The sequence below is a fragment of the Frigidibacter sp. MR17.14 genome, assembly GCF_037095735.1.
Lineage (GTDB): Bacteria > Pseudomonadota > Alphaproteobacteria > Rhodobacterales > Rhodobacteraceae > Frigidibacter.
On the sequence record NZ_JBAWKD010000001.1, the window covers coordinates 529,609 to 555,103 of the forward strand.

At 69.4% G+C, this 25,495-nt stretch carries 25 protein-coding genes; 12 read left to right on the forward strand and 13 right to left on the reverse strand.

From position 1 onward, the window contains the following. Positions 1-72: 72 nt before the first annotated feature. From fghA to V8J36_RS02595, 6 genes are all read right to left on the reverse strand, one after another. Positions 73-909, reverse strand: coding sequence for an S-formylglutathione hydrolase (gene fghA / locus V8J36_RS02570; RefSeq protein WP_336465678.1), 837 nt, complete (start codon positions 907-909; stop codon positions 73-75). 78 nt (positions 910-987) lie between these two features. After that, a complete protein-coding gene (locus tag V8J36_RS02575) occupies positions 988-2,118 on the reverse strand; it encodes an S-(hydroxymethyl)glutathione dehydrogenase/class III alcohol dehydrogenase (RefSeq protein ID WP_336465679.1) in 1,131 nt (376 codons plus the stop codon). 75 nt (positions 2,119-2,193) lie between these two features. Then, complete coding sequence (gene gfa / locus V8J36_RS02580; RefSeq protein WP_336465680.1) at positions 2,194-2,775, reverse strand: S-(hydroxymethyl)glutathione synthase; 582 nt, start codon at positions 2,773-2,775, stop codon at positions 2,194-2,196. Positions 2,776-2,889: 114 nt separating this feature from the next. Beyond that, positions 2,890-3,099, reverse strand: a complete 210-nt coding sequence (locus V8J36_RS02585; RefSeq protein WP_336465681.1) for a hypothetical protein — start codon at positions 3,097-3,099, stop codon at positions 2,890-2,892. A gap of 174 nt (positions 3,100-3,273) precedes the next feature. Then, the gene (locus tag V8J36_RS02590) at positions 3,274-4,596 is read right to left on the reverse strand and encodes an MFS transporter (protein ID WP_336466176.1); all 1,323 of its coding nucleotides are present in this window, start codon (positions 4,594-4,596) and stop codon (positions 3,274-3,276) included. Beyond that, positions 4,593-6,044, reverse strand: a complete 1,452-nt coding sequence (locus V8J36_RS02595) for an aminotransferase class V-fold PLP-dependent enzyme (RefSeq protein ID WP_336465682.1) — start codon at positions 6,042-6,044, stop codon at positions 4,593-4,595. The genes V8J36_RS02590 and V8J36_RS02595 overlap by 4 nt, the downstream gene beginning before the upstream one ends. Before the next feature lie 126 nt (positions 6,045-6,170). Here V8J36_RS02595 and V8J36_RS02600 point away from each other — a divergent pair, with 126 nt between their 5' ends. The 10 genes from V8J36_RS02600 (at position 6,171) to gyrB (ending at position 17,403) form a co-directional block, all read left to right on the forward strand. Beyond that, positions 6,171-6,647 carry an Lrp/AsnC family transcriptional regulator gene (locus tag V8J36_RS02600; protein WP_336465683.1) on the forward strand — a complete coding sequence of 159 codons (477 nt, stop codon included), beginning with the start codon at positions 6,171-6,173 and terminating at the stop codon, positions 6,645-6,647. 110 nt (positions 6,648-6,757) lie between these two features. Continuing rightward, positions 6,758-7,534, forward strand: coding sequence for an enoyl-CoA hydratase (locus V8J36_RS02605; RefSeq protein WP_336465684.1), 777 nt, complete (start codon positions 6,758-6,760; stop codon positions 7,532-7,534). 213 nt (positions 7,535-7,747) lie between these two features. Beyond that, a complete protein-coding gene (gene rpsT / locus V8J36_RS02610) occupies positions 7,748-8,017 on the forward strand; it encodes a 30S ribosomal protein S20 (RefSeq protein ID WP_336465685.1) in 270 nt (89 codons plus the stop codon). 489 nt (positions 8,018-8,506) lie between these two features. After that, positions 8,507-9,922 (forward strand): chromosomal replication initiator protein DnaA, encoded by a 1,416-nt coding sequence (dnaA, locus tag V8J36_RS02615; protein ID WP_336465686.1) that lies wholly within the window; start codon positions 8,507-8,509, stop codon positions 9,920-9,922. A 169-nt stretch (positions 9,923-10,091) separates the two neighbouring features. Continuing rightward, positions 10,092-11,210, forward strand: coding sequence for a DNA polymerase III subunit beta (gene dnaN / locus V8J36_RS02620; RefSeq protein WP_336465687.1), 1,119 nt, complete (start codon positions 10,092-10,094; stop codon positions 11,208-11,210). Positions 11,211-11,350: 140 nt separating this feature from the next. Further along, the gene (gene recF / locus V8J36_RS02625; RefSeq protein ID WP_336465688.1) at positions 11,351-12,460 is read left to right on the forward strand and encodes a DNA replication/repair protein RecF; all 1,110 of its coding nucleotides are present in this window, start codon (positions 11,351-11,353) and stop codon (positions 12,458-12,460) included. Further along, a complete protein-coding gene (locus V8J36_RS02630) occupies positions 12,457-12,897 on the forward strand; it encodes a VOC family protein (protein ID WP_336465689.1) in 441 nt (146 codons plus the stop codon). The genes recF and V8J36_RS02630 overlap by 4 nt, the downstream gene beginning before the upstream one ends. Before the next feature lie 183 nt (positions 12,898-13,080). Next, positions 13,081-14,034 (forward strand): bifunctional helix-turn-helix transcriptional regulator/GNAT family N-acetyltransferase, encoded by a 954-nt coding sequence (locus V8J36_RS02635; RefSeq protein WP_336465690.1) that lies wholly within the window; start codon positions 13,081-13,083, stop codon positions 14,032-14,034. 124 nt (positions 14,035-14,158) lie between these two features. Further along, the gene (locus tag V8J36_RS02640; RefSeq protein WP_336465691.1) at positions 14,159-14,779 is read left to right on the forward strand and encodes a LysE family translocator; all 621 of its coding nucleotides are present in this window, start codon (positions 14,159-14,161) and stop codon (positions 14,777-14,779) included. A gap of 173 nt (positions 14,780-14,952) precedes the next feature. Continuing rightward, complete coding sequence (gene gyrB / locus V8J36_RS02645) at positions 14,953-17,403, forward strand: DNA topoisomerase (ATP-hydrolyzing) subunit B (protein ID WP_336465692.1); 2,451 nt, start codon at positions 14,953-14,955, stop codon at positions 17,401-17,403. 377 nt (positions 17,404-17,780) lie between these two features. Here the strand turns inward: gyrB and V8J36_RS02650 are convergent, their stop codons facing one another. The 7 genes from V8J36_RS02650 to V8J36_RS02680 all read right to left on the reverse strand — a co-directional run bounded on the left by V8J36_RS02650 (position 17,781) and on the right by V8J36_RS02680 (position 24,561). Then, a complete protein-coding gene (locus tag V8J36_RS02650; RefSeq protein WP_336465693.1) occupies positions 17,781-18,068 on the reverse strand; it encodes a copper-binding protein in 288 nt (95 codons plus the stop codon). A gap of 20 nt (positions 18,069-18,088) precedes the next feature. Next, on the reverse strand, positions 18,089-18,559 hold the full coding sequence (locus tag V8J36_RS02655; protein WP_336465694.1) for a cupredoxin domain-containing protein: 471 nt from the start codon (positions 18,557-18,559) through the stop codon (positions 18,089-18,091). A 28-nt stretch (positions 18,560-18,587) separates the two neighbouring features. Further along, the gene (locus V8J36_RS02660) at positions 18,588-19,946 is read right to left on the reverse strand and encodes a multicopper oxidase family protein (RefSeq protein ID WP_336465695.1); all 1,359 of its coding nucleotides are present in this window, start codon (positions 19,944-19,946) and stop codon (positions 18,588-18,590) included. After that, on the reverse strand, positions 19,943-21,340 hold the full coding sequence (locus V8J36_RS02665) for a TolC family protein (RefSeq protein WP_336465696.1): 1,398 nt from the start codon (positions 21,338-21,340) through the stop codon (positions 19,943-19,945). Before V8J36_RS02665 ends, V8J36_RS02660 begins: the two co-directional genes overlap by 4 nt. Next, positions 21,337-21,552, reverse strand: a complete 216-nt coding sequence (locus V8J36_RS02670) for a hypothetical protein (protein WP_336465697.1) — start codon at positions 21,550-21,552, stop codon at positions 21,337-21,339. The genes V8J36_RS02665 and V8J36_RS02670 overlap by 4 nt, the downstream gene beginning before the upstream one ends. Positions 21,553-21,624: 72 nt before the next feature. Continuing rightward, complete coding sequence (locus V8J36_RS02675) at positions 21,625-21,948, reverse strand: hypothetical protein (protein ID WP_336465698.1); 324 nt, start codon at positions 21,946-21,948, stop codon at positions 21,625-21,627. Positions 21,949-22,068: 120 nt separating this feature from the next. After that, a complete protein-coding gene (locus V8J36_RS02680; RefSeq protein ID WP_336465699.1) occupies positions 22,069-24,561 on the reverse strand; it encodes a heavy metal translocating P-type ATPase in 2,493 nt (830 codons plus the stop codon). Positions 24,562-24,699: 138 nt separating this feature from the next. Between V8J36_RS02680 and cueR the strand changes: the two genes are divergently transcribed. Then, the gene (gene cueR, locus V8J36_RS02685; protein ID WP_336465700.1) at positions 24,700-25,098 is read left to right on the forward strand and encodes a Cu(I)-responsive transcriptional regulator; all 399 of its coding nucleotides are present in this window, start codon (positions 24,700-24,702) and stop codon (positions 25,096-25,098) included. Next, positions 25,095-25,493, forward strand: a complete 399-nt coding sequence (locus V8J36_RS02690) for a c-type cytochrome (RefSeq protein WP_336465701.1) — start codon at positions 25,095-25,097, stop codon at positions 25,491-25,493. The genes cueR and V8J36_RS02690 overlap by 4 nt, the downstream gene beginning before the upstream one ends. The last annotated feature ends 2 nt before the right edge of the window (positions 25,494-25,495 follow it).

Here is a 25,495-nt window from a genome sequence, read left to right on the forward strand (position 1 = left end):
CGCACGGGGGGAAACGGGCCGGGGCTCTGCCCCGGATCCCGGGATATTTGGACCAATGCGAAGGCGGAAACCTCAGGCGCCGAGGCGCTCGGCATGCCAGGCGACGTGGTCTTCCATGAAGGTCGAGACGAAGAAATAGCTGTGGTCGTAGCCGGGCTGCATCCGGAACTGGATCGGCTGGCGACGCTTCGCCGCGGCCTCGGCCAAGGCCTCGGGCTTCAGCAGGTCGAGGAAGTTGTCCTTGCTGCCCTGGTCGATCAGGATCTCGCCCGGATAGCCCTTCTCGCGCATCAGCAAGGTCGAGTCGTGCGCGGTCCAGGTGGATTCGTCAGGGCCGAGATAGGCGCCCAGCTGCTTGCGGCCCCAGTCCGAGGCGGTGGGATGCGCGATCGGCGCGAAGGCCGAGACCGAGCGGTAGGTGTCTGGGTCGGTCATCGCCAGCGTCAGCGCGCCGTGCCCGCCCATCGAATGGCCGGTGATGCCCTGCCGCGCGGGGTCGAGCGGCAATTCGTCGAAGACGAGCTTCGGCAGCTCGGTCTTCACGTAGTCCCACATGCGGAAATGCGGGGCCCAAGGGGCTTGCGTGGCGTTGACGTAGAAGCCGGCGCCCTGCCCGAGATCATAGGCCTCGTCATTCGCCACACCCTCGCCGCGGGGGCTGGTGTCGGGGAAGATCACCGCGATGCCGTAGGCCGCGGCCCAGGCCTGCGCCCCGGCCTTGGTCATCGCATTCTCATGGGTGCAGGTCAGGCCCGAGAGATACCACAGCACCGGCACCTTCTGGGTCTTCGCCTCGGGCGGCAGGTAGACCGCGAAGGTCATGTCGCAGGCGGTCGAGGTGGCGGCGTGGGAATAGACGCCCTGCACCCCGCCGAAGCTCGCGTTCTCGGAGACGGTCTTCATCGCCATCGGTGATCTCCCGATCGGTTTTCGAACATGGAAACGGGGCCGGAAGACCGGCCCCGCGCGCGGCCCGGGGGCCGTGGGTCAGTAGATGACGACCGAGCGGATCGACTTGCCCTCATGCATCAGCTCGAAGCCCTTGTTGATGTCTTCGAGCTTCAGCGTGTGGGTGATCATCGAGTCGATCTCGATCTTGCCGTCCATGTACCAGTCGACGATCTGCGGCACGTCGGTCCGGCCGCGGGCGCCCCCAAAGGCCGTGCCCTTCCAGACCCGGCCGGTGACCAGCTGGAACGGGCGGGTCTGGATCTCGGCCCCTGCCGGTGCCACGCCGATCACGACCGAGACGCCCCAGCCGCGGTGGGTGCATTCTAGCGCGTCGCGCATCACCTTCACGTTGCCGGTGCAGTCGAACGAGTAGTCCGCACCGCCGATCTTGTCGAAGGGGGTCTTGGTCATCTCGACGATGTGCTGGACGACCGAGCCCTCGATCTCCTTCGGGTTGACGAAGTGGGTCATCCCGAACTTCTCGCCCCATTCTTTCTTGTCGTTGTTCAGGTCGACGCCGATGATCATGTCGGCCCCGGCCATCTTCAGGCCCTGGATGACGTTCAGACCGATGCCGCCCAGACCGAAGACCACGGCCTTGGCGCCGATCTCGACCTTGGCCGTGTTCAGCACCGCGCCGATGCCGGTGGTGACGCCGCAGCCGATGTAGCAGATCTTGTCGAAGGGCGCGGCCGGGTCGACCTTGGCCAGCGCGATCTCGGGCATCACCGTGTGGTTCGCGAAGGTCGAGCAGCCCATGTAGTGGTAGATCGGCGTGCCATCGAGCATCGAGAAGCGCGTGGTGCCGTCGGGCATCAGGCCCTGCCCTTGCGTCGCGCGGATCGCTGTGCAGAGGTTGGTCTTGCGCGACAGGCACGAGGGGCATTCGCGGCATTCGGGCGTGTAGAGCGGGATCACATGGTCGCCGGGCTTCAGCGAGGTGACGCCCTCGCCCACTTCGATCACCACGCCCGCGCCCTCATGGCCGAGGATCGCCGGGAAGATGCCTTCCGGGTCGGCGCCGGAAAGGGTGAATTCGTCGGTGTGGCAGATGCCGGTGGCCTTGATCTCGACCAGAACCTCGCCGGCTTTCGGCCCTTCGAGGTTCACCTCCATGATTTCCAACGGTTTGCCGGGGGCGACGGCGACGGCGGCACGGGTGCGCATGGAACTTTCCTCTGTCAGGTCACGGAAGCGCGCCGCCGGCATGCGGCAGCGCGGCAAGGGGTAGACTGCCCGCAATCAGGCTGCAAGTGCGCCGGATTTCTTGGCCACATGCGTCGCAATGGCGTCCATCAGCGGCGGCGAGAGCGCATCGTAGGGCTCGAGCCCCAGTTCGCGCAGCCGCGCGCGGATGTCATCCATGCGCGAGGGGTCCACCCCGGATTCGATGATCGACGAGACGAAGGCCGCGAATTGCGGCTCGGACCAGCCCGATTGCGACGACAGTTCCGTATGCACGAAGTCGAGCCCGTAGAACGGATGCTCGCGATTCTCGATCCGTCCGTACATGTGGGCCCCGCAGCCGGTGCAGGCATGGCGCTGGATCGGCGCGGCCTCGTTCACGATCTTCAGCTTGTGGCCGTTCTTCGTCACCGTCACCGCGTCGCGGCCCACGACTGCCACCTGGCTGAAGGTCGCCCCGTCGGGCTTCCAGCACTTGGTGCAGCCGCAGACGTGGTTGTGCGCGGTCTGCCCGCCGACCGAGACCTCGACCGGGTCGGTGGCGCAGAGACAGCTGAGCGTGCCCCCCGCGAAGCCGGGGGCCGCAGGCTTGATGCCATTGTCCACCGCGGGGTGGATCTTGACGTGTTCGTAGGTCATGACCGGTCACTCCTCCCGTGACAGCCGCATCACAAGCGGCACGCCCGGAGTGTGTCACCGGCCCGTGATCGGTCGCAATTCAGCCAAAGGGCGGAGGCCGGGCCTCCGGACGGGTCAGAGCGTGACTTCGCCCGACTTCACGCGACGGCAGCCCCATTTCGCGATGGTCCAGCCGGGATGGCCCTCGGTCCATTTCGCCAGTTCGGGCTGCGCCTGCATCAGGCACATGTAGGGGGTCAGGTTTTCCGCCGAGAACAGAAGCTGCTGTTCGCGGCAGTCGCTGCCGCCGTTCGGCAGGCAGGCCATGAAAACAAGGGCGATCATCTCAAATATCCTCAAGCTATGCGGCACGTCCTCCTTGCGGCCAGCCTATCATGCTGCAGCGCGGAAATACACGCTGCGCAGGCGAAAGGCCGGTATGATGAGTATACCGCCAAAGCGCGCGGCAGGCGAGCGGCGGGGTGCTGAAATCATGGGCAGGATGCGCGCCGCGCGCGGTCACATCGTCCAGTGCGGGTGCAGCGCGTCGATGTGGAAGACATGGGCATGGCGCCGCGCCCCCGGGGTCTCCGCCAGATGCGGATGATCGGGGGGCAGGTCGTCGTGGCTGTGGGCGCGGATCTCGGGGTCCTCGGCGGGCCAGATCGCCAGCCCCGCCAGCGTCACCAGCGCGCCAAGCGCGCCCAGCGCCACCAGCGCGGGCTCGGGGCCGAGCCTCCCGGCCAGCCAGCCCGCCAGCGGATAGGCGGCCAGCCAGGCGGCATGGCTCAGCGAAAACTGCGCCGCGAAGACCGCCGGCCGGTCGGACTCGGCCGCCGAACGGGTCAGGACGAGCCCGCCGGGCGTCAGCACGAGGCTGGTTGCCGCGCCGAACCCGGCCCAGAGCACCAGCAGTCCCGGCAGCGCCAGCGGCAGCAGGATCGCAGGCGTCAGCGCGGCGAAGAACAGCGCGCCGGCAACGGTCAGCCGCCGCTCGGACACCCGCGCCATCAGCCGCGGCAGGACCAGCGCCATCGCCCCGGCCCCGACCCCGAAGGCCCCCATCAGCAGCGCGTAATTGTGGTTGGCATTGCCCAGCCGGGCACCCGCGAAGACCACGGTGTTCACCAGCACCCAAGCATAGCCGAGGCTGAGCCCGAGGTTGACCATGAACAGCCCGCGCAGCCGCGGCGTGCGCAGGTAGATCGCCATCCCCTTCGTCACCCGCTGCCACAGCGGCGCCCGCACTGCGGGACGCACCGTCGCCGGCACCCGCGCCAGAAGCAGCGCCGCGACCGAGCCCAGGAAGCACAGCGCCGCCAGCGTGAAGACGTAGCGCGAGGGCATCACCGCGATCGCCAGCGCGACCAGCATCGGCGTCAGCAGCGTCTCGGCGGTCGAGGCCAGCCGCGACAGGGCAAGACCGCGGGCATAGGCGTCGCGTTCGGGCAGGATCTCGGGGATCAGAGCCTGGAAGAGCGGCGCGAAGGCGGCGGTTGCGGCGAAGAACAGGAAGCTGAGACCCGCGATGGCGGGCCAGCTGTCGACCAGCGCCAGCGGCGCCAGCAGCCCGAGCCGCAGAAGGTCGAGCCCGATCAGCGCCGGCCCGCGCCACACCCGCGCCAGCGCCACCTCGGCCAGCGGCGCGAGGCCGACATAGGCCACCATCTTCAGCGCGAAGACCGCCGACAGCATCAGCCCCGCCGCCGCGGCCCCGCCCAGCCGCCAGGCGGTCAGCGACAGGCCCGCGGTCAAAAGCCCGGTTCCCAGCAGCGACAGCACCTGCGCGGCGTAAAGGCGGCGGAAGACGGGGCTCAGCAGCGGGGATCGGCTCAGGATCAGACCTCGGTCAGGGCCCGTGCCGTGAAGCGGGCATGGGCGGTGTCGGCCGCGTAGGCACTGGCCCGATCAGACGCCTCTCGCGCCAGAGAGTCCACGGCCTCGATGACGAAATCGACCTTCTCGTCCGACATCAGCGCCGAGAGGTTCAGGCGGACCCAGCCGGGTTTCTCGGTCTCGATTCCCGCCTCAAGCGCGGCGACGATCGCGGCCGAGGTCTCTTCGTCCAGCCCCAGCAGCCGGTGCGCATAGCTGCCCGCGCAGGCACAGCCGCCGCGGGCCTGGATGCCGTGGATGTCCGACAGCATCCGCGTGAACAGCTGGTGGTGCACGAGGGCATCCTTGCCGTCGCGGACTCGGAACGAGAAGATCGGCAGCTTCGCCGCGCTGCGCTCGCGCCCCAGCAGCTCGATCCGCGGGTTGGCGGCCCAGACCGCCTCGGCCCGGCGGCGCAGGGCCTCCTGCCGGTCGGCCAGCCATTGATCGGTCAGCGCCGCCTTGATCATCAGCGACAGGCCCGCGCGGATGTCGCCCACCACGTTCGGAGTGCCGCCCTCTTCACGGTCGGCGAGGTCGTCGGAATAGACATGGCCCCAGGGCGAGACGAAGGCCACGGTGCCGCCGCCGGGCAGGGTCGGCGTGCGGCGCCGGGCGACCGCCGGGTCCAGCACCATGACGCCAGAGCCGCCCGGGCCGCCGGGAAACTTGTGCGACGAGAAGACGATCGCATCCTTCGCCGCATCGGTGCCGTGGCCCATGGTCATCGGCGTGTAGGGCCCTGCGCAGCCGTAGTCCCAGACAGCCAGCGCGCCCGCAGCCTTCAGCCGGCGCGTCACCGCCTCGACATCGGTCAGGATCCCGGTGACGTTCGAGGCCGCCCCGAAGGCCCCCACCACCAGCGCCGCCCCCGCGACCTCGGCCAGCACCCGATCGAGCGCCGCCATGTCCGGCCCGCCGGCCTCGGATTCGGGGATCTCGATCACCTCAGCGCCGCTTTCGCGCCAAGGCAGCAGGTTCGAATGATGCTCGTAGGGCCCGACCAGCACCACAGCGCGCCCGCCCGCGGCCAGCACGCCCGGGATGTCGAGCAGCATCGCGATCCGGTTCAGCCCGGCGGTCGAGCCCGAGCCCGCGAAGATCACCGACTGTTCGGGGCCCGCACCGACGATCCGGCCGATCTCGGCCCGGATCTCTTCGCGCAAGCCGGTGGTATAGGCGCCGCAATGCGAGGCGCGGGTGTGGCTGTTGGCGTAGAAGGGCAGCACCTTCGTCAGCACGAACTCCTCGACCTGCCGCAGCGCCCGGCCCGAGGCGACGTAATCGCAATAGACCATCGGCTTCGGCCCGAACGGCCCCTCGATCACCGCGTCATGGCCGACCAGCCCCGCGGCCAGCCGTTCGGCAAGGCGGGGGGCGGCCAGATCGGCGCGGAAGCTTTCAAGGACGCTCATTTCAGGTCTCCGGTCCTGGCGGTGGAAGGGCCGCCCTGTCTCTCGGCGAAGAATGTCATTGCATGGGTGCGGATTTGTCCCAAAATGACACAGCACAGACCAACATATTCTATCACATGACCCAACATGAGCCTGAAACTCGATCATCTCGACCGCAAGATCCTTGAAGAGCTGCAGCGCGACGCCACCGCCTCGCAGCGCGATCTGGCCGATCGCGTGGGCCTTTCGCAGAACGCCTGCTGGCGGCGGCTGAAGGCGCTCGAGGCTGGCGGCGCGATCCGCAACCGCACGGTGGTGCTGAACCGCGATCGGCTGGGCTCGGGCCTGCTGGTGATCATGATGATCCGCACCCGGCACCACTCGGCGCGCTGGCTCGAGACCTTCCGCGCGCATGTCTCGTCGATCCCGGACGTGATCGACTTCTACCGGATCGGCGGCGACTACGACTACCTGATCAAGGTGGTGACGCAGGACATGGCCAGCTACGACGCGATCTACCGCCGGCTGATCAGCCGGGTCGAGCTGGACACCGTCACCTCGTATTTCGCGATGGAGGCGATTGAGGAACAGCGCCCGCTGCCCCTCACCCGCCACGGCGACTGAGGCCCCGACCGCCCCCCGTGACCTCGCGACACAGGGGTCGAAAGGGGCGAGCGGCTTGCCAAAACCCGCTGCCGTGATAGGACTTCCCCGACCAAAGGAAGGGTTCCCCGATGGCCTATCAGACGCTGATCGTCGAAGTCGAAGACTACGTCGCCCTCATCCGTCTCAACCGTCCCGATGCACTGAACGCCCTCAACTCCCAGCTTCTGGGCGAGCTCGCCGAGGCGCTGAAGGCCGCAGACCAGAACGAGAAGGTGCGCTGCATCGTCCTCACCGGCTCTGAAAAGGCCTTCGCCGCCGGCGCCGACATCAAGGAGATGTCGGAGAAAAGCTTCGTCGACATGTTCGGCTCGGACTATTTCGCCGGCGAGAGCGAGGCCATCTGCCGCACCCGCAAGCCGGTCATCGCGGCGGTGTCGGGCTATGCGCTGGGCGGCGGCTGCGAGCTGGCGATGATGTGCGACTTCATCATCTGCTCGGACACCGCGAAGTTCGGCCAGCCCGAGATCAACCTTGGCGTGGTGGCCGGCATCGGCGGCACCCAGCGCCTGACCCGTTTCGTGGGCAAGTCGAAGTCGATGGACATGCACCTGACGGGGCGGTTCATGGACGCGGCCGAGGCCGAGCGCTCAGGCCTCGTCAGCCGGGTGGTCCCGGCCGCCAAGCTGATTCCCGAGGCGATGGCCGCAGCCAAGAAGATCGCCGAGAAATCCGCGCTGACCGTGATGGCGGTGAAAGAGGCGGTGAACCGCAGCTACGAGACGACGCTGCGCGAGGGCGTGCTGTTCGAACGCCGGCTGTTCCACGCGCTGTTCGCGACCGAGGACCAGAAAGAGGGCATGTCGGCCTTCCTGGAAAAGCGCACGCCGCAGTTCCGCGACCGCTGAGCCGCCCCTCCGCGGGTACCCCGCCGCCCCTCGCAGGCCCCCGAACCGCGCCCCCGGCGCGGTTTTTGCTTTTCAAGGCCCGGGAATCTGCTTATAGGCCGCCCGATCATGCGTGTGAGGCCCGCTTTGGCCGGAATCAGCCGGTACTGAACCCGGTGGTGGGGCGAACACGCTTTTCGTTATGCATTCGACCCGCCAGAGGGGAGCCACACCATGGCCAATACCGCCCAGTCCAAGAAACGCGCCCGCCAGAACGAGCGCCGCTACGACGTGAACAAGGCCCGCCGTTCGCGCATCCGCACCTTCCTGCGCAAGGTCGAGGAAGCGATCGCCTCGGGCAACGCCGAAGACGCCGTCGCCGCCCTGCGCGCCGCCCAGCCGGAACTGGCCCGCGGCATCACCAAGGGCGTTCTGCACAAGAACACCGTGGCGCGCAAAATGTCGCGTCTCTCGGCCCGCGTGAAGGCCCTGTCGGCCGCCTGATAGGCCGCTGCCCGGCCCGGCCGGGAATCCCAATATTTAAAGGGGGCGCAGCACATAGCTGCGCCCCCTTTCGTTTGTTTTCAGCCACTTACGGATCCCCGTGTCCGGCGTGCACAGGCCCGAGGGATTCGTTCGGACAAACCCTCCGTCAAGCGTGAAGTTCGGTTGCGGACCCTTCCGGCGCCGGTCTAGCTTGGCCCTGCGATTCACATCGACTGGGGGAAGTTGCACCCCTCACTGCGCCCCGCGCCCCTGCCAGGGAACGGGACAGCCGCTGCCACGGTGCCGGTGAGAGAGGCGACTTTGCGGACCTGCACCTTGGTGTCTGTCCCATACCGTTCGACGCGCCCTCCTCTCGGGCGCGACCGGACGGGCTGTCTGCGATCCGACCTGCCACCGGCAGGCCGGCACGTATTCGGTTTCCCTTGTCCATGAGGGTCGCAGCGGGCCGTGGGGGTCCCGCGTGCAGACAGAATGGACAGAATAATAATGGCTGAAGACAGCTGGGGACAGGTTCGTAACGAGTTGCTCAAGGCGCTGGGTCACAACAACTTCGTGACCTGGATCGAACCCTTGAAACTCGCAGGCCTCAAGGGCGGCATCGCCCGCATCGAAGTGCCGACGACCTTCATGGGCGAATGGGTGTCTCGCAACTTCGGCGAGCAGATCCGTCAGGTCCTTCAGCGCACCGGCGCCGAGGTCGACCGCCTTGAATTCACCGTTCCGCGGATGACCGCCGGCGCCTCCCCCGCCGCGCCCGCCCGCGCCACCGAACGCACGACCGAGACCGCGAAGCCGGCCGAGCCGACCCGCAAACCCGCGCGTGCCGCAGCCCCGGTTGCGGCCCCGGCCGAAGAGCTGCCGGGCGCGCCGCTCGACGCGCGCTTCACCTTCGACAGCTTCGTCGTCGGCAAGCCGAACGCGCTGGCCCATGCCGCCGCCCGCCGGGTGGCCGAGGGCGGCCCGGTGACCTTCAACCCGCTGTTCCTCTACGGCGGCGTCGGTCTGGGCAAGACCCACCTCATGCACGCCATCGCGCATGAGCTGCAGGCCCGCCGCCCCGATCTGCGGGTGCTCTATCTTTCGGCCGAGCAGTTCATGTACCGCTTCGTGCAGGCGTTGCGCGACAAGCAGGTGATGGACTTCAAGTCGCTGTTCCGCTCGGTCGACGTGCTGATGGTCGATGACGTGCAGTTCATCGCCGGCAAGGATTCGACCCAGGAAGAGTTCTTCCACACGTTCAACGCGCTCGTGGATCAGAACAAGCAGATCGTCATCTCGGCAGACCGTGCGCCGGGCGAGATCAAGGACCTGGAAGAGCGCATCAAGTCGCGCCTGCAATGCGGCCTTGTCGTCGACCTGCACCCGACCGACTACGAGCTGCGGCTGGGCATCCTGCAGACCAAGGCCGAACAGGCCCGCGACGGCGGCCAGTATCGGGGCCTCGAACTGGCGCCGGGCGTGCTCGAGTTCCTCGCGCACCGCATCACCACCAACGTCCGCGTGCTGGAAGGCGCGCTGACCCGGCTCTTCGCCTTCGCCTCGCTGCTGAACAAGCCGATCACGCTGGAACTGGCGCAGGACTGCCTCGCCGACATCCTGCGCGCCTCCGACCGCCGCGTCACGATCGAAGAGATCCAGCGCAAGGTGGCCGAGCATTACAACGTCCGCCTCGCCGATCTGATCGGGCCGAAGCGGCAGCGCACCATCGCCCGGCCCCGGCAGATCGCGATGTATCTGTCGAAACACATGACCACCCGGTCGCTGCCTGACATTGGCCGGCGCTTCGGCGGGCGCGACCACACCACGATCATGCACGGGATCCGCAAGATCGAAGAGCTGCGCGGCCAGGACAACCAGCTGTCCGAGGACCTGGAACTGCTGCGCCGACTTATGTCCTCGTGACAACAGGCCGCGCCCCGGGCGTGGCCGGAATGCCGCAGATCGGCCCGGCCCGCCTTGACGGGACGGGGCGAAGCGGGAACAGTCGCGGCGACGGTCCGCTGGGGCCGAAAGGACTTGAGCCGGCAGGGAAATCGGATACCGTTCCCCTCCCGGCGAGATGGGGGTTGGAATGAAGTTCTCGATCGAACGCGGCACGCTTCTGAAGGCCGTGGGTCAGGCACAGTCGGTGGTGGAGCGTCGCAACACCATCCCGATCCTGGCGAACGTGCTGATCGAGGCCGAGGGCGAGGGCGTCAGCTTCCGCGCGACCGACCTGGACATCGAGGTCGTGGACAAGGCCGTCGCGCATGTCGAGCGCGCCGGATCGACCACCGTCTCGGCGGTGACGCTGCACGAGATCGTCCGCAAGCTGCCCGATGGCGCGCTGGTGACGCTGGCCGACGACCCCGCCTCGGGGCGGCTGACGGTGACCGCGGGACGCTCGACCTTCAACCTCGCGACGCTGCCGAAGGAAGATTTCCCGGTGATGGCCTCGTCCGAGTATTCGGCGAATTTCTCGGCCCCCGCGCCGGTGCTGCGCCGCCTGTTCGACAAGGCGAAATTCGCGATCTCGACCGAAGAGACCCGCTACTACCTGAACGGCGTCTACATGCATGTCGCGCAGGGCGAGGATGGCCAGGTGCTGCGCTGCGTGGCGACCGACGGCCACCGGCTGGCGCGGATCGACGCCCCCCTGCCCCTGGGCGCCGACGGGATGCCGGGCGTGATCGTGCCGCGCAAGACCGTGGGCGAGCTGCGCAAGCTTCTGGACGATGACGAGATGCAGATCGCGGTCTCGGTCTCGGAAACCAAGGTGCGTTTCGCGACCCCGGCGATCACGCTGACCTCGAAGGTCATCGACGGCACCTTCCCCGACTACAGCCGCGTGATCCCGATGGGCAACTCGCGCCGGCTGGAAGTGGATGCGACCGAATTCGCCAAGGCGGTGGACCGGGTCGCGACGGTGTCGTCGGAACGCTCGCGCGCGGTGAAGCTGGCGCTGGACGAGGACCGGCTGATCCTGTCGGTCAACGCCCCGGATTCGGGCGCGGCCGAGGAAGAGCTGGCCGTGGCCTATGGCGACGAGCGGCTGGAGATCGGCTTCAACGCCAAGTACTTGCTGGAGATCGCGAGCCAAGTCGACCGCGAGAACGCGGTGTTCCTGTTCAACTCCTCGGGCGATCCGACGCTGATGCGCGAGGGCAACGACACCTCGGCGGTCTACGTCGTGATGCCGATGCGCGTGTGACACATCGCGGACGGGGGGCGCTGCCCCGCTTCTGTTAAGAGCGGGGGGCACTGCCCCGATTTAGTTTAAGGCGGGGGGCTCTGCCCCCCGGGCCCCCGGCCTCCCCCCGGGATATTTGAACCAATGCGAAAAGGGGCGCGATGCCGGGCCTCGCGATCCATGAGCTGACGCTCGCCCAGTTCCGCTCGCATCGCCGGGCGGTTTTTGCGTTTGACGGGCGGCCCGTCGCGATCTGGGGCGCCAATGGCGCGGGGAAGACCAATATCCTCGAGGCGCTGTCGCTGCTGTCGCCGGGGCGGGGCCTGCGGCGTGCGGGGGCCGAGGAACTGGCGCGGCGGCCCGAGGCGGTGGGCTGGAAGGTCTCGGCCGGGCTGCGCCGCGAGGGGGTGTTCCGCGAGATCGAGACCGGGGCCGAGGGGCTTGCTTCGCGCATGGTGCGGATCGATGGCAAGGCCGCGCCGCAGGCGGCGCTGGCGGCTGTGGTGCCGATGGTCTGGCTGGTGCCGGCGATGGACCGGCTGTGGATCGAGGCGGCCGAGGGGCGGCGGCGGTTCCTGGACCGGCTGACGCTCAGCTTCGCGCCGGACCACGCCGAGGCTTCGCTGGCCTATGAGAAGGCGATGCGGCAGCGCAACCGGCTGCTGAAGGACGGCTCGCGCAACGCGGGCTGGTACGAGGCGCTGGAAGCGCGGATGGCTGAGGAAGGCGCGCGCATCCAGGCGAACCGGGCGGCGGCCGTGGCCCGCATCGTCGCGGCGCAGGCAGGGGCCGAGACGGCCTTTCCCGCCGGGGTGCTGACGCTGACCGGGCCGGAGGGCGATCCGCAGGGCGCCGGGGCGCTGACGGCGGCCTGGGCGGGGGGCCGGGCGCGCGATCTTGCTGCGGGGCGGACGGTGGTCGGGCCGCATCGTGCTGATCTGGAAGCGGTTTATGCCGCCAAGGGTCTGCCCGCCGGGCAATGTTCGACCGGCGAGCAGAAGGCGCTGCTGCTGTCGCTGGTGCTGGCCAATGCGCGCGCTCTGGCGGCGGAAACCGGCCTGACGCCGGTGATCCTGATGGACGAGGTCGCGGCCCATCTTGACGCGGGCCGGCGGCGGGCTTTGTACGACGAGATCGCGGCCCTTGGCGCGCAGGCCTTCCTGACCGGCACCGGGCCCGAGCTGTTCGAGGGGCTCGGCGCACGGGCGCAGGGTCTGGAAGTCACCGAAACCGCAGGGATTTCTGCGGCCAGCGAGAGGGATGTCCCATGAGTGCGCTCAGCCCGCAGCGGGTCACGCTGCTGACGCTCGGTGTTGCCGACCTGGACGCGGCGCGCGCCTTCTACGAGAGGCTTGGCTGGGTGCCGGCCCAGGCGCAGGAGGGGGTCGTCTTCTTCCAGATGCAGGGCGCGGTGCTGGCGCTGTTCGGGCGCGAGGATCTGGCCGCGGACCAGAAGCGCCCGGTGGCCGAGCTGGGCACCGGGGCTGTCACGCTGGCCCAGAACTTCCCCACCAAGGCGCAGGTCGACGCGGCCTATGCCACCGCCCTCGCCGCGGGGGGCCGCGCCGTGAAGGCGCCCGAGGAGGTGTTCTGGGGCGGCTATTCCGGCTATTGGGCCGATCTCGACGGCCATGTCTGGGAGGTCGCGATGAACCCGTTCTGGCCGCTGGCCGCCGATGGCAGCCTGACCCTGCCGCCGCAGGGCTGAGGCCGCCGGCAGCGCGAGAACCGGGGGGGTGCCTCGCGTGCAGCCCGCGTACACCCCCCGTACACCCCCCGCGACCACGCCGTTCAGGGCTTCTTCAGAAGCTTCGGTCGCGCAGAGCCTCTTGCGCCGACAGACGCGCGCCGATTATGTTGCCAAAGGCAACACTTAGCGGAATCAGGCAACATGTCTTCCCCTTCCCCTGCGCAGGCCGTGCCCGAGGTCGATCCCGGGCAGGTCGCCGCCTTCCGGCAGTTCAACCGCTTCCACACGCGGCTGGTCGGGCTGCTCGACGACCGCTTCCTGGCGTCGGACTACGCGCTGCCGCAGGTGCGGGTGCTCTACGAGATCGCCACTGCCGAAGCCGCCCCCGCGGCCCGTGATCTGGCCGAGACGCTGAGGGTCGATCCCGGCTACCTGAGCCGGGTCATCGCCCAGCTCGAGGGCGACGGGCTGGTCGAGCGCCGGCCGAGCGCCGCCAATGCCAAGCGGCTGGAGCTGCGCCTGACCCGGGCCGGGGCGGCGGCGGCGGCGGGGCTGGACGCGGCCTCGGCCGAGGTGATGCGCGGGCTGCTGGCGCCGCTGACCCCGGCCGAGCGGCGCGAGCTGGTCGGCGCGATGCGCAGCGTCTCGCGGCTGCTGGGCGAAGGGCCGAAGGATCGGACGGTGGTGCTGCGGGCGCCCGAGCCGGGCGACCTTGGCACGATCATGGCCCGCAACGGCGCGCTCTATGCCGCCGAATACGGCTGGGACCAGAGCTACGAGGCGCTGGTGGCCGAGATCCTGGCGAAGTTCGTCCGCGACTTCGATCCCGCCTGCGAGCGTCTCTGGATCGCCGAGGTCGAGGGGCGGGTCGCGGGCTCGGTCATGGTGGTGAAGGCCGAGGACGGCAGCGCGAAACTGCGGCTGCTGTGGGTCGAGCCCTGGGCACGGGGACTGGGCATCGGGCGGCGGCTGGTCGAGGAATGCCTGCGCTTCGCCCGGGCGAAGGGCTATGGCCGGATGGTGCTCTGGACCAACGACTGCCTGACCAGCGCCCGGCGGATCTATCAGGGCGCGGGGTTCGAGCTGGTCGATCAGGCGCCGCACCGCAGCTTCGGGCAGGACCTGATGGGGCAGACCTGGGCGCGGGATCTCTAGCCCTCTCGACACCTCCCCTCGACGGGCCCCATCGACGGGCCCCCTCGACAGCGGCATCGCGGCCCGGCATGACTGCGCGGACCAACCGGCGGCCCGCCCGCCCCCTGCCCTGCGCGAGGCCGCGATGACGCTCTCTGCCGAAGGCCTCTGGCTTTATGCCGGGGCATTGCTGATCCTGTGGCTGACCCCCGGCCCGGTCTTCGTGGCGCTGATCGCCCGCGGCCTCACGGGGGGCTTCGCGGGCGCCTGGCCGCTGGCGGTGGGCGTGGTGCTGGGCGACATGATGTGGTCGCTCGTGGCGATCTTCGGCCTGTCGGTGATTGCGGGTCAGATGCACGAGATCATGGCGGTGCTGCGCTGGATCGCCGCGGGGATCTTCATCGTGATGGGCCTGGGCCTGATCCGCGGCGCGGCGCGGCCGCTGACCACCGACGGGCGGATGACGCGGCCGGGGCTTTGGGCCGGGTTCTCGGCCGGGATCCTCGCGATCCTCGGCAATCCGAAGGCGATCCTGTTCTACATGGGGGTGCTGCCCGGCTTCTTCGACCTGACGCGGATCACCGGCTGGGACATCGCGGCGATCGTGGCGATGTCGATGGCGATCCCGCTGTGCGGCAACCTGATCACCGCCGCCGCGGTCGCCCGCGCCCGCGTGCTCTTGACCCGCCCCGCGGCGCTGATCTGGACCAACCGGGTAGCGGGCGGACTGCTGGTCGCCGTCGGCTGCATCATCCCCCTGCTCTGACCCCGGGCAGGCGCGCCAGAGCCGGGGGGGCACGGGGGGCCTCGCAGGCCCCCCGACCCTGTTTCCGGCGCAGGGCCGCCACAGGCGCGAAACCCCCAAATATTGTGGGTTCGGGGTGACATTGCCCCCCCGATCCCCTATAAAATGGCATCCACCACCGAAGGCCTTTCCCCATGACCGACGACAGCCCGAAGCCCTCGACCTACGGCGCGGATTCCATCAAGGTTCTGAAGGGCTTGGAGGCGGTCCGCAAGCGGCCGGGCATGTATATCGGGGATACCGACGACGGCTCGGGCCTGCATCACATGGTCTACGAGGTCGTCGACAACGGCATCGATGAGGCCTTGGCGGGCCATGCCGACTTCGTGCGGGTGAAGATCCACGCCGACAGCTCGGTTTCGGTGCGCGACAACGGCCGCGGCATCCCGGTCGACATGCACAAGGAAGAGGGCGTCTCGGCGGCCGAGGTCATCATGACCCAGCTGCATGCCGGGGGTAAGTTCAACAACACCGACAGCGACGGCAACGCCTACAAGGTCTCGGGCGGGCTCCATGGCGTGGGCGTGTCGGTGGTGAACGCGCTCAGCGACTGGCTGGAGCTGACGGTCTGGCGCGACGACACCGAATACAAGGCCCGGTTCGAGGGCGGCGTCTGCACCGTCCATGTCCACCCCGTGGGCCCCGCCCCCGGCGAGCGCGGCACCGAGGTGCGGTTCATGGCCTCGTCGAAGGTGACGGACCCCGAGGGCACCTTCTCGAACCTCGAGTACAGCTTCAAGACGCTGGAGACTCGGCTGCGCGAACTGGCCTTCCTGAACTCGGGCGTGCGGATCATCATCGAGGACGAGCGCCCGGCCGAGCCCTTGAAGACCGAGCTGTTCTACGAGGGCGGGGTGAAGGAATTCGTCAAGTATCTCGACCGTTCGAAGACCCCGGTGATGGCCGAGCCGATCTACATGACCGGCGAGGTCAAGGGCATCGGCGTCGAGGTGGCGATGTGGTGGAACGACAGCTACCACGAGACGGTGCTGCCCTTCACCAACAACATCCCCCAGCGCGACGGCGGCACCCATATGGCGGGCTTCCGCGGCGCGCTGACCCGCACGATCAACTCCTACGCCCAGACGAGCGGGATCGCGAAGAAGGAGAAGGTCGACTTCACCGGCGACGACGCGCGCGAGGGTCTGACCTGCGTGCTGTCGGTGAAGGTGCCCGATCCGAAATTCTCGAGCCAGACCAAGGACAAGCTGGTCTCGTCCGAGGTCCGCCCGGCGGTCGAGAACCTGGTGAACGAGAAGCTCGCCGAATGGTTCGAAGAGCATCCCTCGGAAGCCAAGATCATCGTCGGCAAGATCGTCGAGGCCGCCTTGGCACGCGAGGCGGCGCGCAAGGCGCGCGAGCTGACGCGGCGCAAGACGGCGATGGACGTGGCCTCGCTGCCCGGGAAGCTCGCCGACTGCCAGGAGAAGAACCCCGAGTTCTCCGAACTCTTCCTCGTCGAGGGGGACTCGGCCGGCGGCTCTGCCAAGCAGGGGCGCGAGCGGAAGAACCAGGCGGTGCTGCCGCTGCGCGGCAAGATCCTGAACGTCGAGCGCGCGCGCTTCGACCGGATGCTCAGCTCTGACCAGATCGGCACGCTGATCACCGCGCTGGGCACCGGCATCGGGCGCGACGAGTTCAGCCTGGCCAAGCTGCGCTACCACAAGATCGTCATCATGACCGATGCCGATGTCGACGGCGCCCATATCCGCACGCTGCTTCTGACCTTCTTCTTCCGGCAGATGCCCGAGCTGATCGAGGCCGGACACCTCTACATCGCGCAGCCGCCGCTTTACAAAGTCGCGCGCGGCAAGTCCGAGGTCTATCTGAAGGACCAGGCGGCGCTCGAGGATTACCTGGTGCAGGCCGGGGTCGACGGGGCGATGCTGCGCCGCGCGGACGGGGAAGAGATCATGGGCCAGGACCTGGCCCGCGTGGTCGAAGAGGCGCGGTCGGTGCAGCGGGTGCTGAAGGCCTTCCCGACGCATTATCCGGCCCATATCCTGGAACAGGCGGCGATCGCCGGCGCCTTCCGCCCCGGTGCGGTCGATGCCGACCAGCAGGGCGTGGGCAATGCCGTGGCCGCGCGGCTGGACGATGTGGTCTTGGAATACGAGCGCGGCTGGCAGGGCCGCCCGACGCAGGACCACGGGCTGCGCTTCGCCCGCTTCGTCCGGGGCGTCGAGGAAGTGCGCACGCTCGACGGGCAGGTGCTGCGCTCGGGCGAGGCGCGGCGGCTGGGCTCGTTCACCGAGGCGCTGATCGAGGCCTATGGCCAGCCGGTGAAGCTGGTGCGCAAGGAGCGCGAGCAGCTGATCCACGGCCCGCTCGAGCTGCTGAAGGCGATCCTGACCGAGGGCGAGAAGGGGCTGACGCTGCAGCGCTACAAGGGTCTGGGCGAGATGAACCCGGATCAGCTGTGGGAGACCACGCTGGACCCGGTGGCGCGGACGCTGCTGCAGGTGAAGGTCGACGACATGCTGGAGGCCGACGACATCTTCACCAAGCTGATGGGCGACGTGGTGGAGCCGCGCCGCGAGTTCATCCAGCAGAACGCGCTGAGCGTCGAGAACCTCGACTTCTGATCGGGGTGCAGGAGTGCCCAAAGCGGTTCGCGCCCCCGTAAGGGTGCGCGATTACCCATAACCTGTCGCTTCGCGGGTGCGTGCCGACGGCCGCAAGCGCGGGATCTCCGGGCGTGCATGCGACCGTGGCAGTCGACTTCGCGGACGGAGCGGACATTCGCGACCGCACTTGCCTGTCCGGCTCGCGCGTGCACCGGGCCCCGTCTCGCGAGGGGAAGGGGCCAGGGTCGGATCCCGGAACGGCGCCACGGATCGGTGGCAACACGATGCGGGCGAAGGTCGAGGGTGATGCCCGGTCCGCGACCGTGCCCGCAAGCTGGCGATGCCTTCTTTGAACCCCGGATGAACGGCATGATCCGTCACCCGGGGCATCGCCGTCAGCGCTTCAGCTCGGTCACCGTCAGCTTGCCGTTCATGCGCTCGGCGTGGAATTCGACCTCGGCGCCTTCGCTCAGGCCCTCGAGCATCGCCGGATCGGCGACGTTGAACACCATCTTCATCGCCGGCATGTCGAGGTTCTCGAGCGGGCCGTGGTCGATCGTGACCTTGTTCCACTTGGTGTCGATCTTGGTCACGGTGCCGGTGGTCATCGGCATCCCGGACTGCGCGAGGCTCATGCCGGCCGAGAGCGTCAGCGCGGCGGCGAGGGTCAGCAGCGTCTTCATCGGAAATCTCCTTTCAGGGGTCACTTGACGTCGAGCGTGCCGTGCATGCCGGCCTCGTAATGGCCGGGCAGCAGGCAGGCGAAGGCGAAGGCGCCGGCGTCGCCGAAGGTCCACAGGATGTCGGCCTCCTCGCCAGGGCCGAGGCGCACGGCGTTCGGGTCGTCGTGCTCCATCTCGGGGAACTTCTCCATCAGCGCCTTGTGCTCGGTGATGGCATGGGGCGTGTCCATGACGAACTCGTGCTCGGTCTCGCCGGCGTTGACGATGTGCAGGCGCACCGTCTCGCCGGGGGTGAAGGCGAGATCGGCGGGTTCGAAGACATAGGCCCCGTCGTCGGTCTCGCGCATGGTCACCTCGACGGTGCGCGAGGGCTTGTGGTGGGCCGCCATGCCGATCGCCATCGGGTGGCCGCCGGCATGGTTTCCGGCGGCAAGGGCCACGCCCGGCGCAAGGGAAAGCGCGAAAGCGATCAGGGGGAGTCTGGTGGTCATCTGGGAGTCTCCTCAGGAAAATCGGGGCTCAGCCGCGGCGCAGGTGGCCGGGCGGGGTCAGGATCGTGCGGGGGCTGTCGTTGCGGGCATGGTCCGGAAGCTCTCCGGTCCATTCCCAGGCCTGGGTGCCGGGCGGGTTCTCGAACCAGCCGGGGTCGGAATAGTCGCCGGGCGCGATGCCCTCGCGCACCTTCAGCACGGTGAACATGCCGCCCATCTCGAGCGGGCCGTAGGGCCCCCAGCCGGTCATCATCGGCACGGTGTTCTCGGGCAGCTCCATCGACATCTCGCCCATGTCGGCCATGCCGGCGGTGCCCATCGGCATGTAGCCGGGCTGGTGGCGGCGCATCATCGCCGTCAGCCGCGACTTGTCGGCGCCGATCACCGTCGGCAGGTCGTGGCCCATCGCGTTCATCGTGTGATGCGACTTGTGGCAGTGCAGCGCCCAGTCGCCGACGTGGTTCGCGTCGAACTCGTAGGCCCGCATCGCGCCGACGGGGATGTCGATCGTCACCTCGGGCCAGCGCGCCTCGGGGCGGACCCAGCCGCCGTCGGTGCAGGTGACCTCGAAATCGTAGCCGTGCATGTGCACCGGGTGGTTGGTCATCGTCAGGTTGCCGACCCGCACGCGGACCCGGTCGCCCTTGGCCGCGACCAGCGGGTCGATGTCGGGGAAGACCCGGCTGTTGAAGGTCCACAGGTTGAAGTCGGTCATCTCGGCCACCCGCGGCAGGTAGGTGCCGGGGTCAATGTCATAGGCAGCGAGCAGGAAGGCGAAGTCGCGGTCGACCGGCATGAAGGCGGGGTCGCGCGGATGCACGATGAAGAGGCCCATCATCCCCATCGCCATCTGAACCATCTCGTCGGCATGGGGGTGGTACATGAAGGTGCCCGACTTGATCAGGTCGAACTCGTAGACGAAGGTCTTGCCCGGCGGGATCGCCGGGTGGCTGAGGCCGCCGACCCCGTCCATCCCCGAGGGCAGGATCAGCCCGTGCCAGTGGACCGAGGTGTGTTCGGGCAGGCGGTTGGTGACGTAGATCCGCACCCGCTCGCCCTCGACCGCCTCGATGGTCGGGCCGGTGGACTGGCCGTTGTAGCCCCAGAGGCGGGCGATCATCCCCTCGGCCATGATCCGTTCGACCGGTTCGGCGACCAGATGGAACTCCTTGACGTTGCTGTTCATCCGCCAGGGCAGCGACCAGCCGTTGAGCGTGACCACCGGGTTGTAGTCGGGCCCCGAGCCCGGGCGCGGCGGCACCGCGGTCGCGGGGCTGTCCATCACCGCGGCCTCGGGCAGGTCGCGAAAGCGCGTCTGCGCGGCGGCGGCCGAGGCCAGCACCGCACCGGCGCCGATCCCGGCGCCCAGCATCTGTCTGCGGTTCATTCGTCGCCTCCTTCGCTGGAGATCGGGCCGCCCCAGATGGCGGCGGTCACGTCGGTCTCGGCGATCCAGTAGTCCTTCTTGGCCGCGGCGGCCGAGAGCCGCGCCTCGAGCCCGTCGCGGGCATCCTCGAGAAGATCGAAGGCCGAGGTGAGCATGCCGTTGTAGGACAGGAGCGCCTGCTCATCGATCTCGGCCCTAAGCGGCACCACCTGGTCGCGCCACTGCCGCGCGATCGCGTGGCGGCCGGTGACCTGCCGCTGCGCGATCCGCGCCTCGGCCCGCGCGGCGATCGCCTGGTCGGCCAGTTCGTTGGCGGCCTGCAGATAGGCCATCTGGCCGCGCTTCGAGACGAGCCTGCCGGTGTCGTAGAGCGGGATCTCGAAATCGAGGTCCAGAACCGCCGTGCGGTCAGTCTCGCCGTCCTCGCGCTCCACCTCGCCGCCCGCGGCCAGCGCCACGTCGGAGATCATCCGCGTCCGGCCTTCCAGACGGTAGTCGAGCGCGACCGCCTCCAGCTCCAGCCGTCCCGACGCCAGATCGGGGCGGTTCTGCAGGGCCAGCCGCTCAATGTCGGCAGCGCCCCGCGGCCGGCCCGGCAGCCCCGGCAGGGCGTCGGGGACGAAGACGTCGAGATCGCCGCCCCAAAGACCCATCAGCCGCAAGAGCCGTTCCTTGGCGACCTCGGCCTCCAGCCGCGCGGCGGCGCGCTCGGCGGCGAGTTCCGCGGTGAAGGCATGTTCGCGCGCCTGATCGGCCCGGTTCAGCGCCCCGGTCTGGCCAAGCTGCGCCGCCAGTTCCGACGCGGCCTCGGCCGTGCCCTGGGTCTGGCCGATCAGCGCCGCCGCCTCGAAGGCGCCGACCGCCTCGATCCAGGCGCGGCGGGTCTCGACGGCGAGCGCCATGGTCTCGGACAGCGCCGCGAGTTCGGCCTGTTCGAAGCGGATCTGCGCCACGCGGGTGCGGGGCTTCGCGGTGGCGATGTCGAGAAGCGAGGCCGCGAGCGCCGCTTCCAAGCTGCGCGCGGCATCGCCCGCAAGGCCGGTGGCCGAGACGCCGAGGGTGGGAACAGGGCCCATCGCGGCCTCCCAAAGCTCGGTCGAGGACAGGCCAAGCTCGGCATAGCGCGCCTGCAGCGCGCGGTTGTTGACCAGCGCCACCTGCACCGCGGTGTCGGCGTTGACGGTCTTGCCCTGCACCCGGGCGCGGACGCGGGCGGCATTGGCCGCGACCTCGGCCGGCGTGAGGTGCCAGGCGGCCGTCAGTCCGGCGGAGCGGGCTGCGGCCTCGGTGCGCGCGAAGCCCGCGCGGGGCTCCGAGGCGCGGCCCATCGTGCCGAAATCGGCGCAGGCCGACAGGGTGAGGGCGGCGGAGAGGCCCAGGATCAGCGGCTTCATGGCCGCCCCCCGGACTGCGCGTCGTTCAGGCCGCGCCAGTCGCCCGGCTCGGTGATCTCATGCGCGGTATAGGCGACGGCGGGGCCCGAAGGGGCCGGGCGCGCGGTCGCGGGATCGGCCGGGGCGATCAGCGCCAGCGCAGGGGTCAGCCTGTCCACCGGCGCGCAGCCGGCGGCAAGCAGCGGCACGATGGCCGCAAGAACGGTTTTCACGAAAGGTCCTCATCCGATCACAGGTCACGACGGGCGCGAGGGCTTGGCCCCCCCGCGCATGCGGAATCCGGATCAGGCGCGGGGTGGCCGGCGCAGCCCCTCGGGGATCGCGAGGTCAATGAGCGAGGCGCGCACCGGCAGGCCCTGCGGCTGCGCAAGGCGCAACGGCGCCGCAGGCTGGATCGCCAGCGCGGCGATCGCCATCAGGCAGGCATGGCTGGCGCAGTGGTCGGCCTTCATGTCGCCGGGCGCGGGCGTTTTATCCGCGTGCGACATCGAGGCATGGTCATGGCCCATTTCGGAGGCCTTGGCAGGCGCGGTCACCGTGCCATCGCAGTCGAGCATCGAGGCCGCGTTGGCCGGGCTCAACGCCACCGTCGCCGTGATCAGGATCACGACGCAAAGCGGGAGAAGAGCGCGAAGGCGGTGCCACATGGGGGAAATCTACCGGACTGCAGGGGCGCGGGGCAAGGGCCTGGTCGGTGGCGCGGCAATCCCCCGCCACCGACCTTGGTCTCAGTCAAGCTTCAGCGCGCGCAGGCGCAGCGCGTTGCCGATGACCGAAACCGAGCTGAGGCTCATCGCCGCCGCCGCGACAACGGGCGAGAGCAGGATGCCGAGGAACGGGTAGAGCACCCCCGCCGCCAGCGGCACCCCGGCGGCGTTATAGACGAAGGCGAAGAACAGGTTCTGGCGGATGTTGGCCATCGTCGCCTGCGCCAGCCTGCGCGCGGTCAGGATCCGCGTCAGGTCGCCCTTCACCAGCGTGATGCCCGCGCTTTCCACCGCGACATCCGCCCCGGTGCCCATCGCGATGCCCACGTCCGCCGCCGCCAGCGCCGGCGCGTCGTTCACCCCGTCGCCCGCCATCGCGACGCTCAGGCCCTTGGCCTGCAGCTCGGCCACCAGCGCGCCCTTGTCCTCGGGCGAAACCCCGGCGCGGACCTCGTCGATGCCGAGGCTCTGCGCCACGGCCTTGGCCGTGGCCTCGGCGTCGCCCGTCGCCATGACGATGCGCAGACCCGCCGCGTGCAGGCCCCTGATCGCCTCGGCCGTGGTGGGTTTCACCTTGTCGGCGACCGCGACGAGGCCCGCGGCCTTGCCGCCCACCGCGAGGAACATCGCGGTGCGGCCCTGCGCCTGCAGCTCTGCCGCGCGGGCGGCAAGATCCCCGGTCTCGATGCCCTCGGCCGCCATCAGCGCGGCATTGCCAAGGGCGACCCGCGCGCCGTTCACCGTGCCGGTCACGCCCTTGCCGGTGACGGCCTCGAAGTCCTGCACCTCAAGCCGCGCGGCCCCGCGCGCCTGGGCCCCGGCGGTGATCGCCTCGGCCAGCGGGTGTTCCGAGCCACGCTCGAGCGCCGCCGCATGGGCGAGGATCGCGGGCGCGTCGAGCGCGCCCGCCACCACCTCGGTCAGCGAGGGGCGGCCCTCGGTCAGCGTGCCGGTCTTGTCCACGACCAGCACGTCGACCTTGGCCAGCCGCTCCAGCGCTTCGGCATCGCGGATCAGGACGCCGGCATGCGCGCCGCGCCCGGTCGCCACCATGATCGACATCGGCGTGGCGAGGCCCAGCGCACAGGGGCAGGCGATGATCAGCACCGAGACCGCGGCGACGAAGGCGTGGCTCAACGCCGGCGCGGGGCCGAGCGCCCACCACAGGACAAACGCCAGCAGGGCCGAGCCGACGACCGCCGGCACGAAATAACCCGCCACCCGGTCGGCCGCCGCCTGGATCGGCGCGCGCGAGCGCTGCGCCTGCGCGACGAGGCCCACGATGCGCGACAGCGTGGTCTCGGCCCCCACCCGCTCGGCGCGCATGACGAAGCTGCCGGTGCGGTTCAGCGTGCCGCCGGTGACGGTGGCGCCTTGCGCCTTCTCGACCGGCACCGGCTCGCCGGTCACCATGCTCTCGTCGACGCTCGAATGACCCTCGGTCACCGTGCCGTCGACCGGCACCGACTCGCCCGGGCGCACGCGCAGCAGGTCGCCCGCCGCGACGGCGTCGAGGGGCACGTCCTCCTCCTGTCCACCGCGGATCCGCCGCGCGGTCTTCGGCGCGAGGTCCATCAGCGCCCGGATCGCGTCACCGGTGCGCTCGCGCGCGATCATTTCCATCACCTGTCCGACGAGCACGAGGATCAGGATCACCGCCGCCGCCTCGAAGTAGACGGGCACCATGCCGTCATGGCGCATGGCGTGCGGGAAGATGCCCGGCGCGATGAGCGCCACCACCGAGAAGATCCACGCCGCCCCGGTGCCGATCGCGATCAGCGTCCACATGTTCGGGCTGCGGTTGACGATCGAGGACCAGCCGCGCTTGAAGAACACGCGGGTCAGCCAGACGACCGCCGTCGCCAGCACCGCCTGGACCCAGAGGAAGGCGGTCGGCCCCAGCCAGTCGCGGAACGGCAGGCCGAGGTGGTCGCCCATCTCGAGCACGAAGACCGCCGCTGCCAAGGGTGCGCCGATCCACAGCCGGCGGCGGAAGTCGACGAGTTCGGGGTTGGGACCGCTGTCGGCGGTGGGCATCATCGGCTCGAGCGCCATCCCGCAGATCGGGCAGTCGCCGGGGCCGTCCTGCACGATCTCGGGGTGCATCGGGCAGGTCCATTGCGCGCCAGCCGGGGCCACGGGCGCGGGGCGGTCGCCGAGGTAGCTGGCCGGATCGGCCTCGAACTTCTGCTGGCAGCGGGCCGAGCAGAAGTAGAACCGCTGGCCGTCATGCCTGGCCATGTGCGCGGCGCTGGCGCGGTCGACAGTCATGCCGCAGACCGGATCCTTCGCGGTCAGGTAGTCCTCCGGCGCGGCGGCGAACTTGGTGCGGCAGCCTTCCGAACAGAAGTGGAAGCTGCGGCCGTCGTGATCGAGGCTCGGCTTGCCGGCGGCGGGATCGACGGTCATGCCGCAGACGGGATCGCGGATGACGGTCGTCTTCGCGGGTCCCTGGCCCTTACCGCCGCAGCAGCCGGAACCGGTTCCATGGTCGTGATGATGATGCGCGTGCATGTGTGCCTCCCGGGCAGGAACCTTGCGTCGCCCTGTGACGTAGTCCTTCCAGTCGCTGGAAGGTCAAGGGGAAAATCGCGATTGACCTTCCAGCGGCAGGAAGCCTTAGGCTTTGCATCAAAGGATGGAGGTGGCGCGATGAACATCAAGGACGCGGCCGAGGCGAGCGGCCTGCCGGCGAAGACGATCCGCTATTACGAGGAGATCGGGCTGGTCCGTCCGGCCCGTGCCGCGAACGGCTACCGCGACTTCGGCGCGCGCGAGGCGGCGAAGCTGGGTTTTCTGGCCCGGGCGCGGTCGCTGGGGTTCTCGATCGACGATTGCCGTGCGCTGATCTCGCTCTACGAGGACCGCGAGCGTGCCAGTGCCGACGTGAAGCGACTGGCCGAGGAGCGGCTTGGCGAGATCGACCGCAAGATCGCTGAGCTCGAGGGGCTGAAGGCGGTGCTCTCGGACCTCGTGCACCGCTGCCACGGCGACGACCGCCCGGACTGCCCGATCCTGTCGGACCTTGCCGGGGCGGAGGGCCGGGCATGAACTGGCCCCTCGCAGGGACGCTCGCGTGCCTTGCCGTGGCGGCAGGTCTGCCCGCGGCTGCCGGCAGCTTCGCGGTGCCCGAGCCGGGAGCGGTGATCCTTCCCGACGTGACCGGCGAGGCGGCGCTCGGCCAGCGCGCCTATGCTGCGCGCTGCGCCAGCTGCCATGGAGAGGTCGCGACCGGTACCGAGCAGGGACCCCCGTTCCTGCATCCGTTCTATCTTCCTGACCACCACGGGGATCGGGCCTTCCTGATCGCGGCGGAAAGCGGCGTCCGGGCCCATCATTGGCGTTTCGGCGACATGCCCCCCGTCGAGGGCATCACGCGGGCCGAGGTGAAGGCGGTCATCGCCTACGTCCGCGCGCTCCAGCAGGCGAATGGCCTGATCGACTGACC

Excerpts from the sequence above, each read along its gene's own strand:
- fghA (WP_336465678.1), bottom strand. The coding sequence starts at position 909 with ATGGCGATGAAGACCGTCTCCGAGAACGCGAGCTTCGGCGGGGTGCAG.
- V8J36_RS02575 (WP_336465679.1), bottom strand. The coding sequence starts at position 2,118 with ATGCGCACCCGTGCCGCCGTCGCCGTCGCCCCCGGCAAACCGTTGGAA.
- gfa (WP_336465680.1), bottom strand. The coding sequence starts at position 2,775 with ATGACCTACGAACACGTCAAGATCCACCCCGCGGTGGACAATGGCATC.
- V8J36_RS02585 (WP_336465681.1), bottom strand. The coding sequence starts at position 3,099 with ATGATCGCCCTTGTTTTCATGGCCTGCCTGCCGAACGGCGGCAGCGAC.
- V8J36_RS02595 (WP_336465682.1), bottom strand. The coding sequence starts at position 6,044 with ATGAGCGTCCTTGAAAGCTTCCGCGCCGATCTGGCCGCCCCCCGCCTT.
- V8J36_RS02600 (WP_336465683.1), top strand. The coding sequence starts at position 6,171 with ATGAGCCTGAAACTCGATCATCTCGACCGCAAGATCCTTGAAGAGCTG.
- V8J36_RS02605 (WP_336465684.1), top strand. The coding sequence starts at position 6,758 with ATGGCCTATCAGACGCTGATCGTCGAAGTCGAAGACTACGTCGCCCTC.
- rpsT (WP_336465685.1), top strand. The coding sequence starts at position 7,748 with ATGGCCAATACCGCCCAGTCCAAGAAACGCGCCCGCCAGAACGAGCGC.
- dnaA (WP_336465686.1), top strand. The coding sequence starts at position 8,507 with ATGGCTGAAGACAGCTGGGGACAGGTTCGTAACGAGTTGCTCAAGGCG.
- dnaN (WP_336465687.1), top strand. The coding sequence starts at position 10,092 with ATGAAGTTCTCGATCGAACGCGGCACGCTTCTGAAGGCCGTGGGTCAG.
- recF (WP_336465688.1), top strand. The coding sequence starts at position 11,351 with ATGCCGGGCCTCGCGATCCATGAGCTGACGCTCGCCCAGTTCCGCTCG.
- V8J36_RS02630 (WP_336465689.1), top strand. The coding sequence starts at position 12,457 with ATGAGTGCGCTCAGCCCGCAGCGGGTCACGCTGCTGACGCTCGGTGTT.
- V8J36_RS02635 (WP_336465690.1), top strand. The coding sequence starts at position 13,081 with ATGTCTTCCCCTTCCCCTGCGCAGGCCGTGCCCGAGGTCGATCCCGGG.
- V8J36_RS02640 (WP_336465691.1), top strand. The coding sequence starts at position 14,159 with ATGACGCTCTCTGCCGAAGGCCTCTGGCTTTATGCCGGGGCATTGCTG.
- gyrB (WP_336465692.1), top strand. The coding sequence starts at position 14,953 with ATGACCGACGACAGCCCGAAGCCCTCGACCTACGGCGCGGATTCCATC.
- V8J36_RS02650 (WP_336465693.1), bottom strand. The coding sequence starts at position 18,068 with ATGAAGACGCTGCTGACCCTCGCCGCCGCGCTGACGCTCTCGGCCGGC.
- V8J36_RS02655 (WP_336465694.1), bottom strand. The coding sequence starts at position 18,559 with ATGACCACCAGACTCCCCCTGATCGCTTTCGCGCTTTCCCTTGCGCCG.
- V8J36_RS02660 (WP_336465695.1), bottom strand. The coding sequence starts at position 19,946 with ATGAACCGCAGACAGATGCTGGGCGCCGGGATCGGCGCCGGTGCGGTG.
- V8J36_RS02665 (WP_336465696.1), bottom strand. The coding sequence starts at position 21,340 with ATGAAGCCGCTGATCCTGGGCCTCTCCGCCGCCCTCACCCTGTCGGCC.
- V8J36_RS02680 (WP_336465699.1), bottom strand. The coding sequence starts at position 24,561 with ATGCACGCGCATCATCATCACGACCATGGAACCGGTTCCGGCTGCTGC.
- cueR (WP_336465700.1), top strand. The coding sequence starts at position 24,700 with ATGAACATCAAGGACGCGGCCGAGGCGAGCGGCCTGCCGGCGAAGACG.
- V8J36_RS02690 (WP_336465701.1), top strand. The coding sequence starts at position 25,095 with ATGAACTGGCCCCTCGCAGGGACGCTCGCGTGCCTTGCCGTGGCGGCA.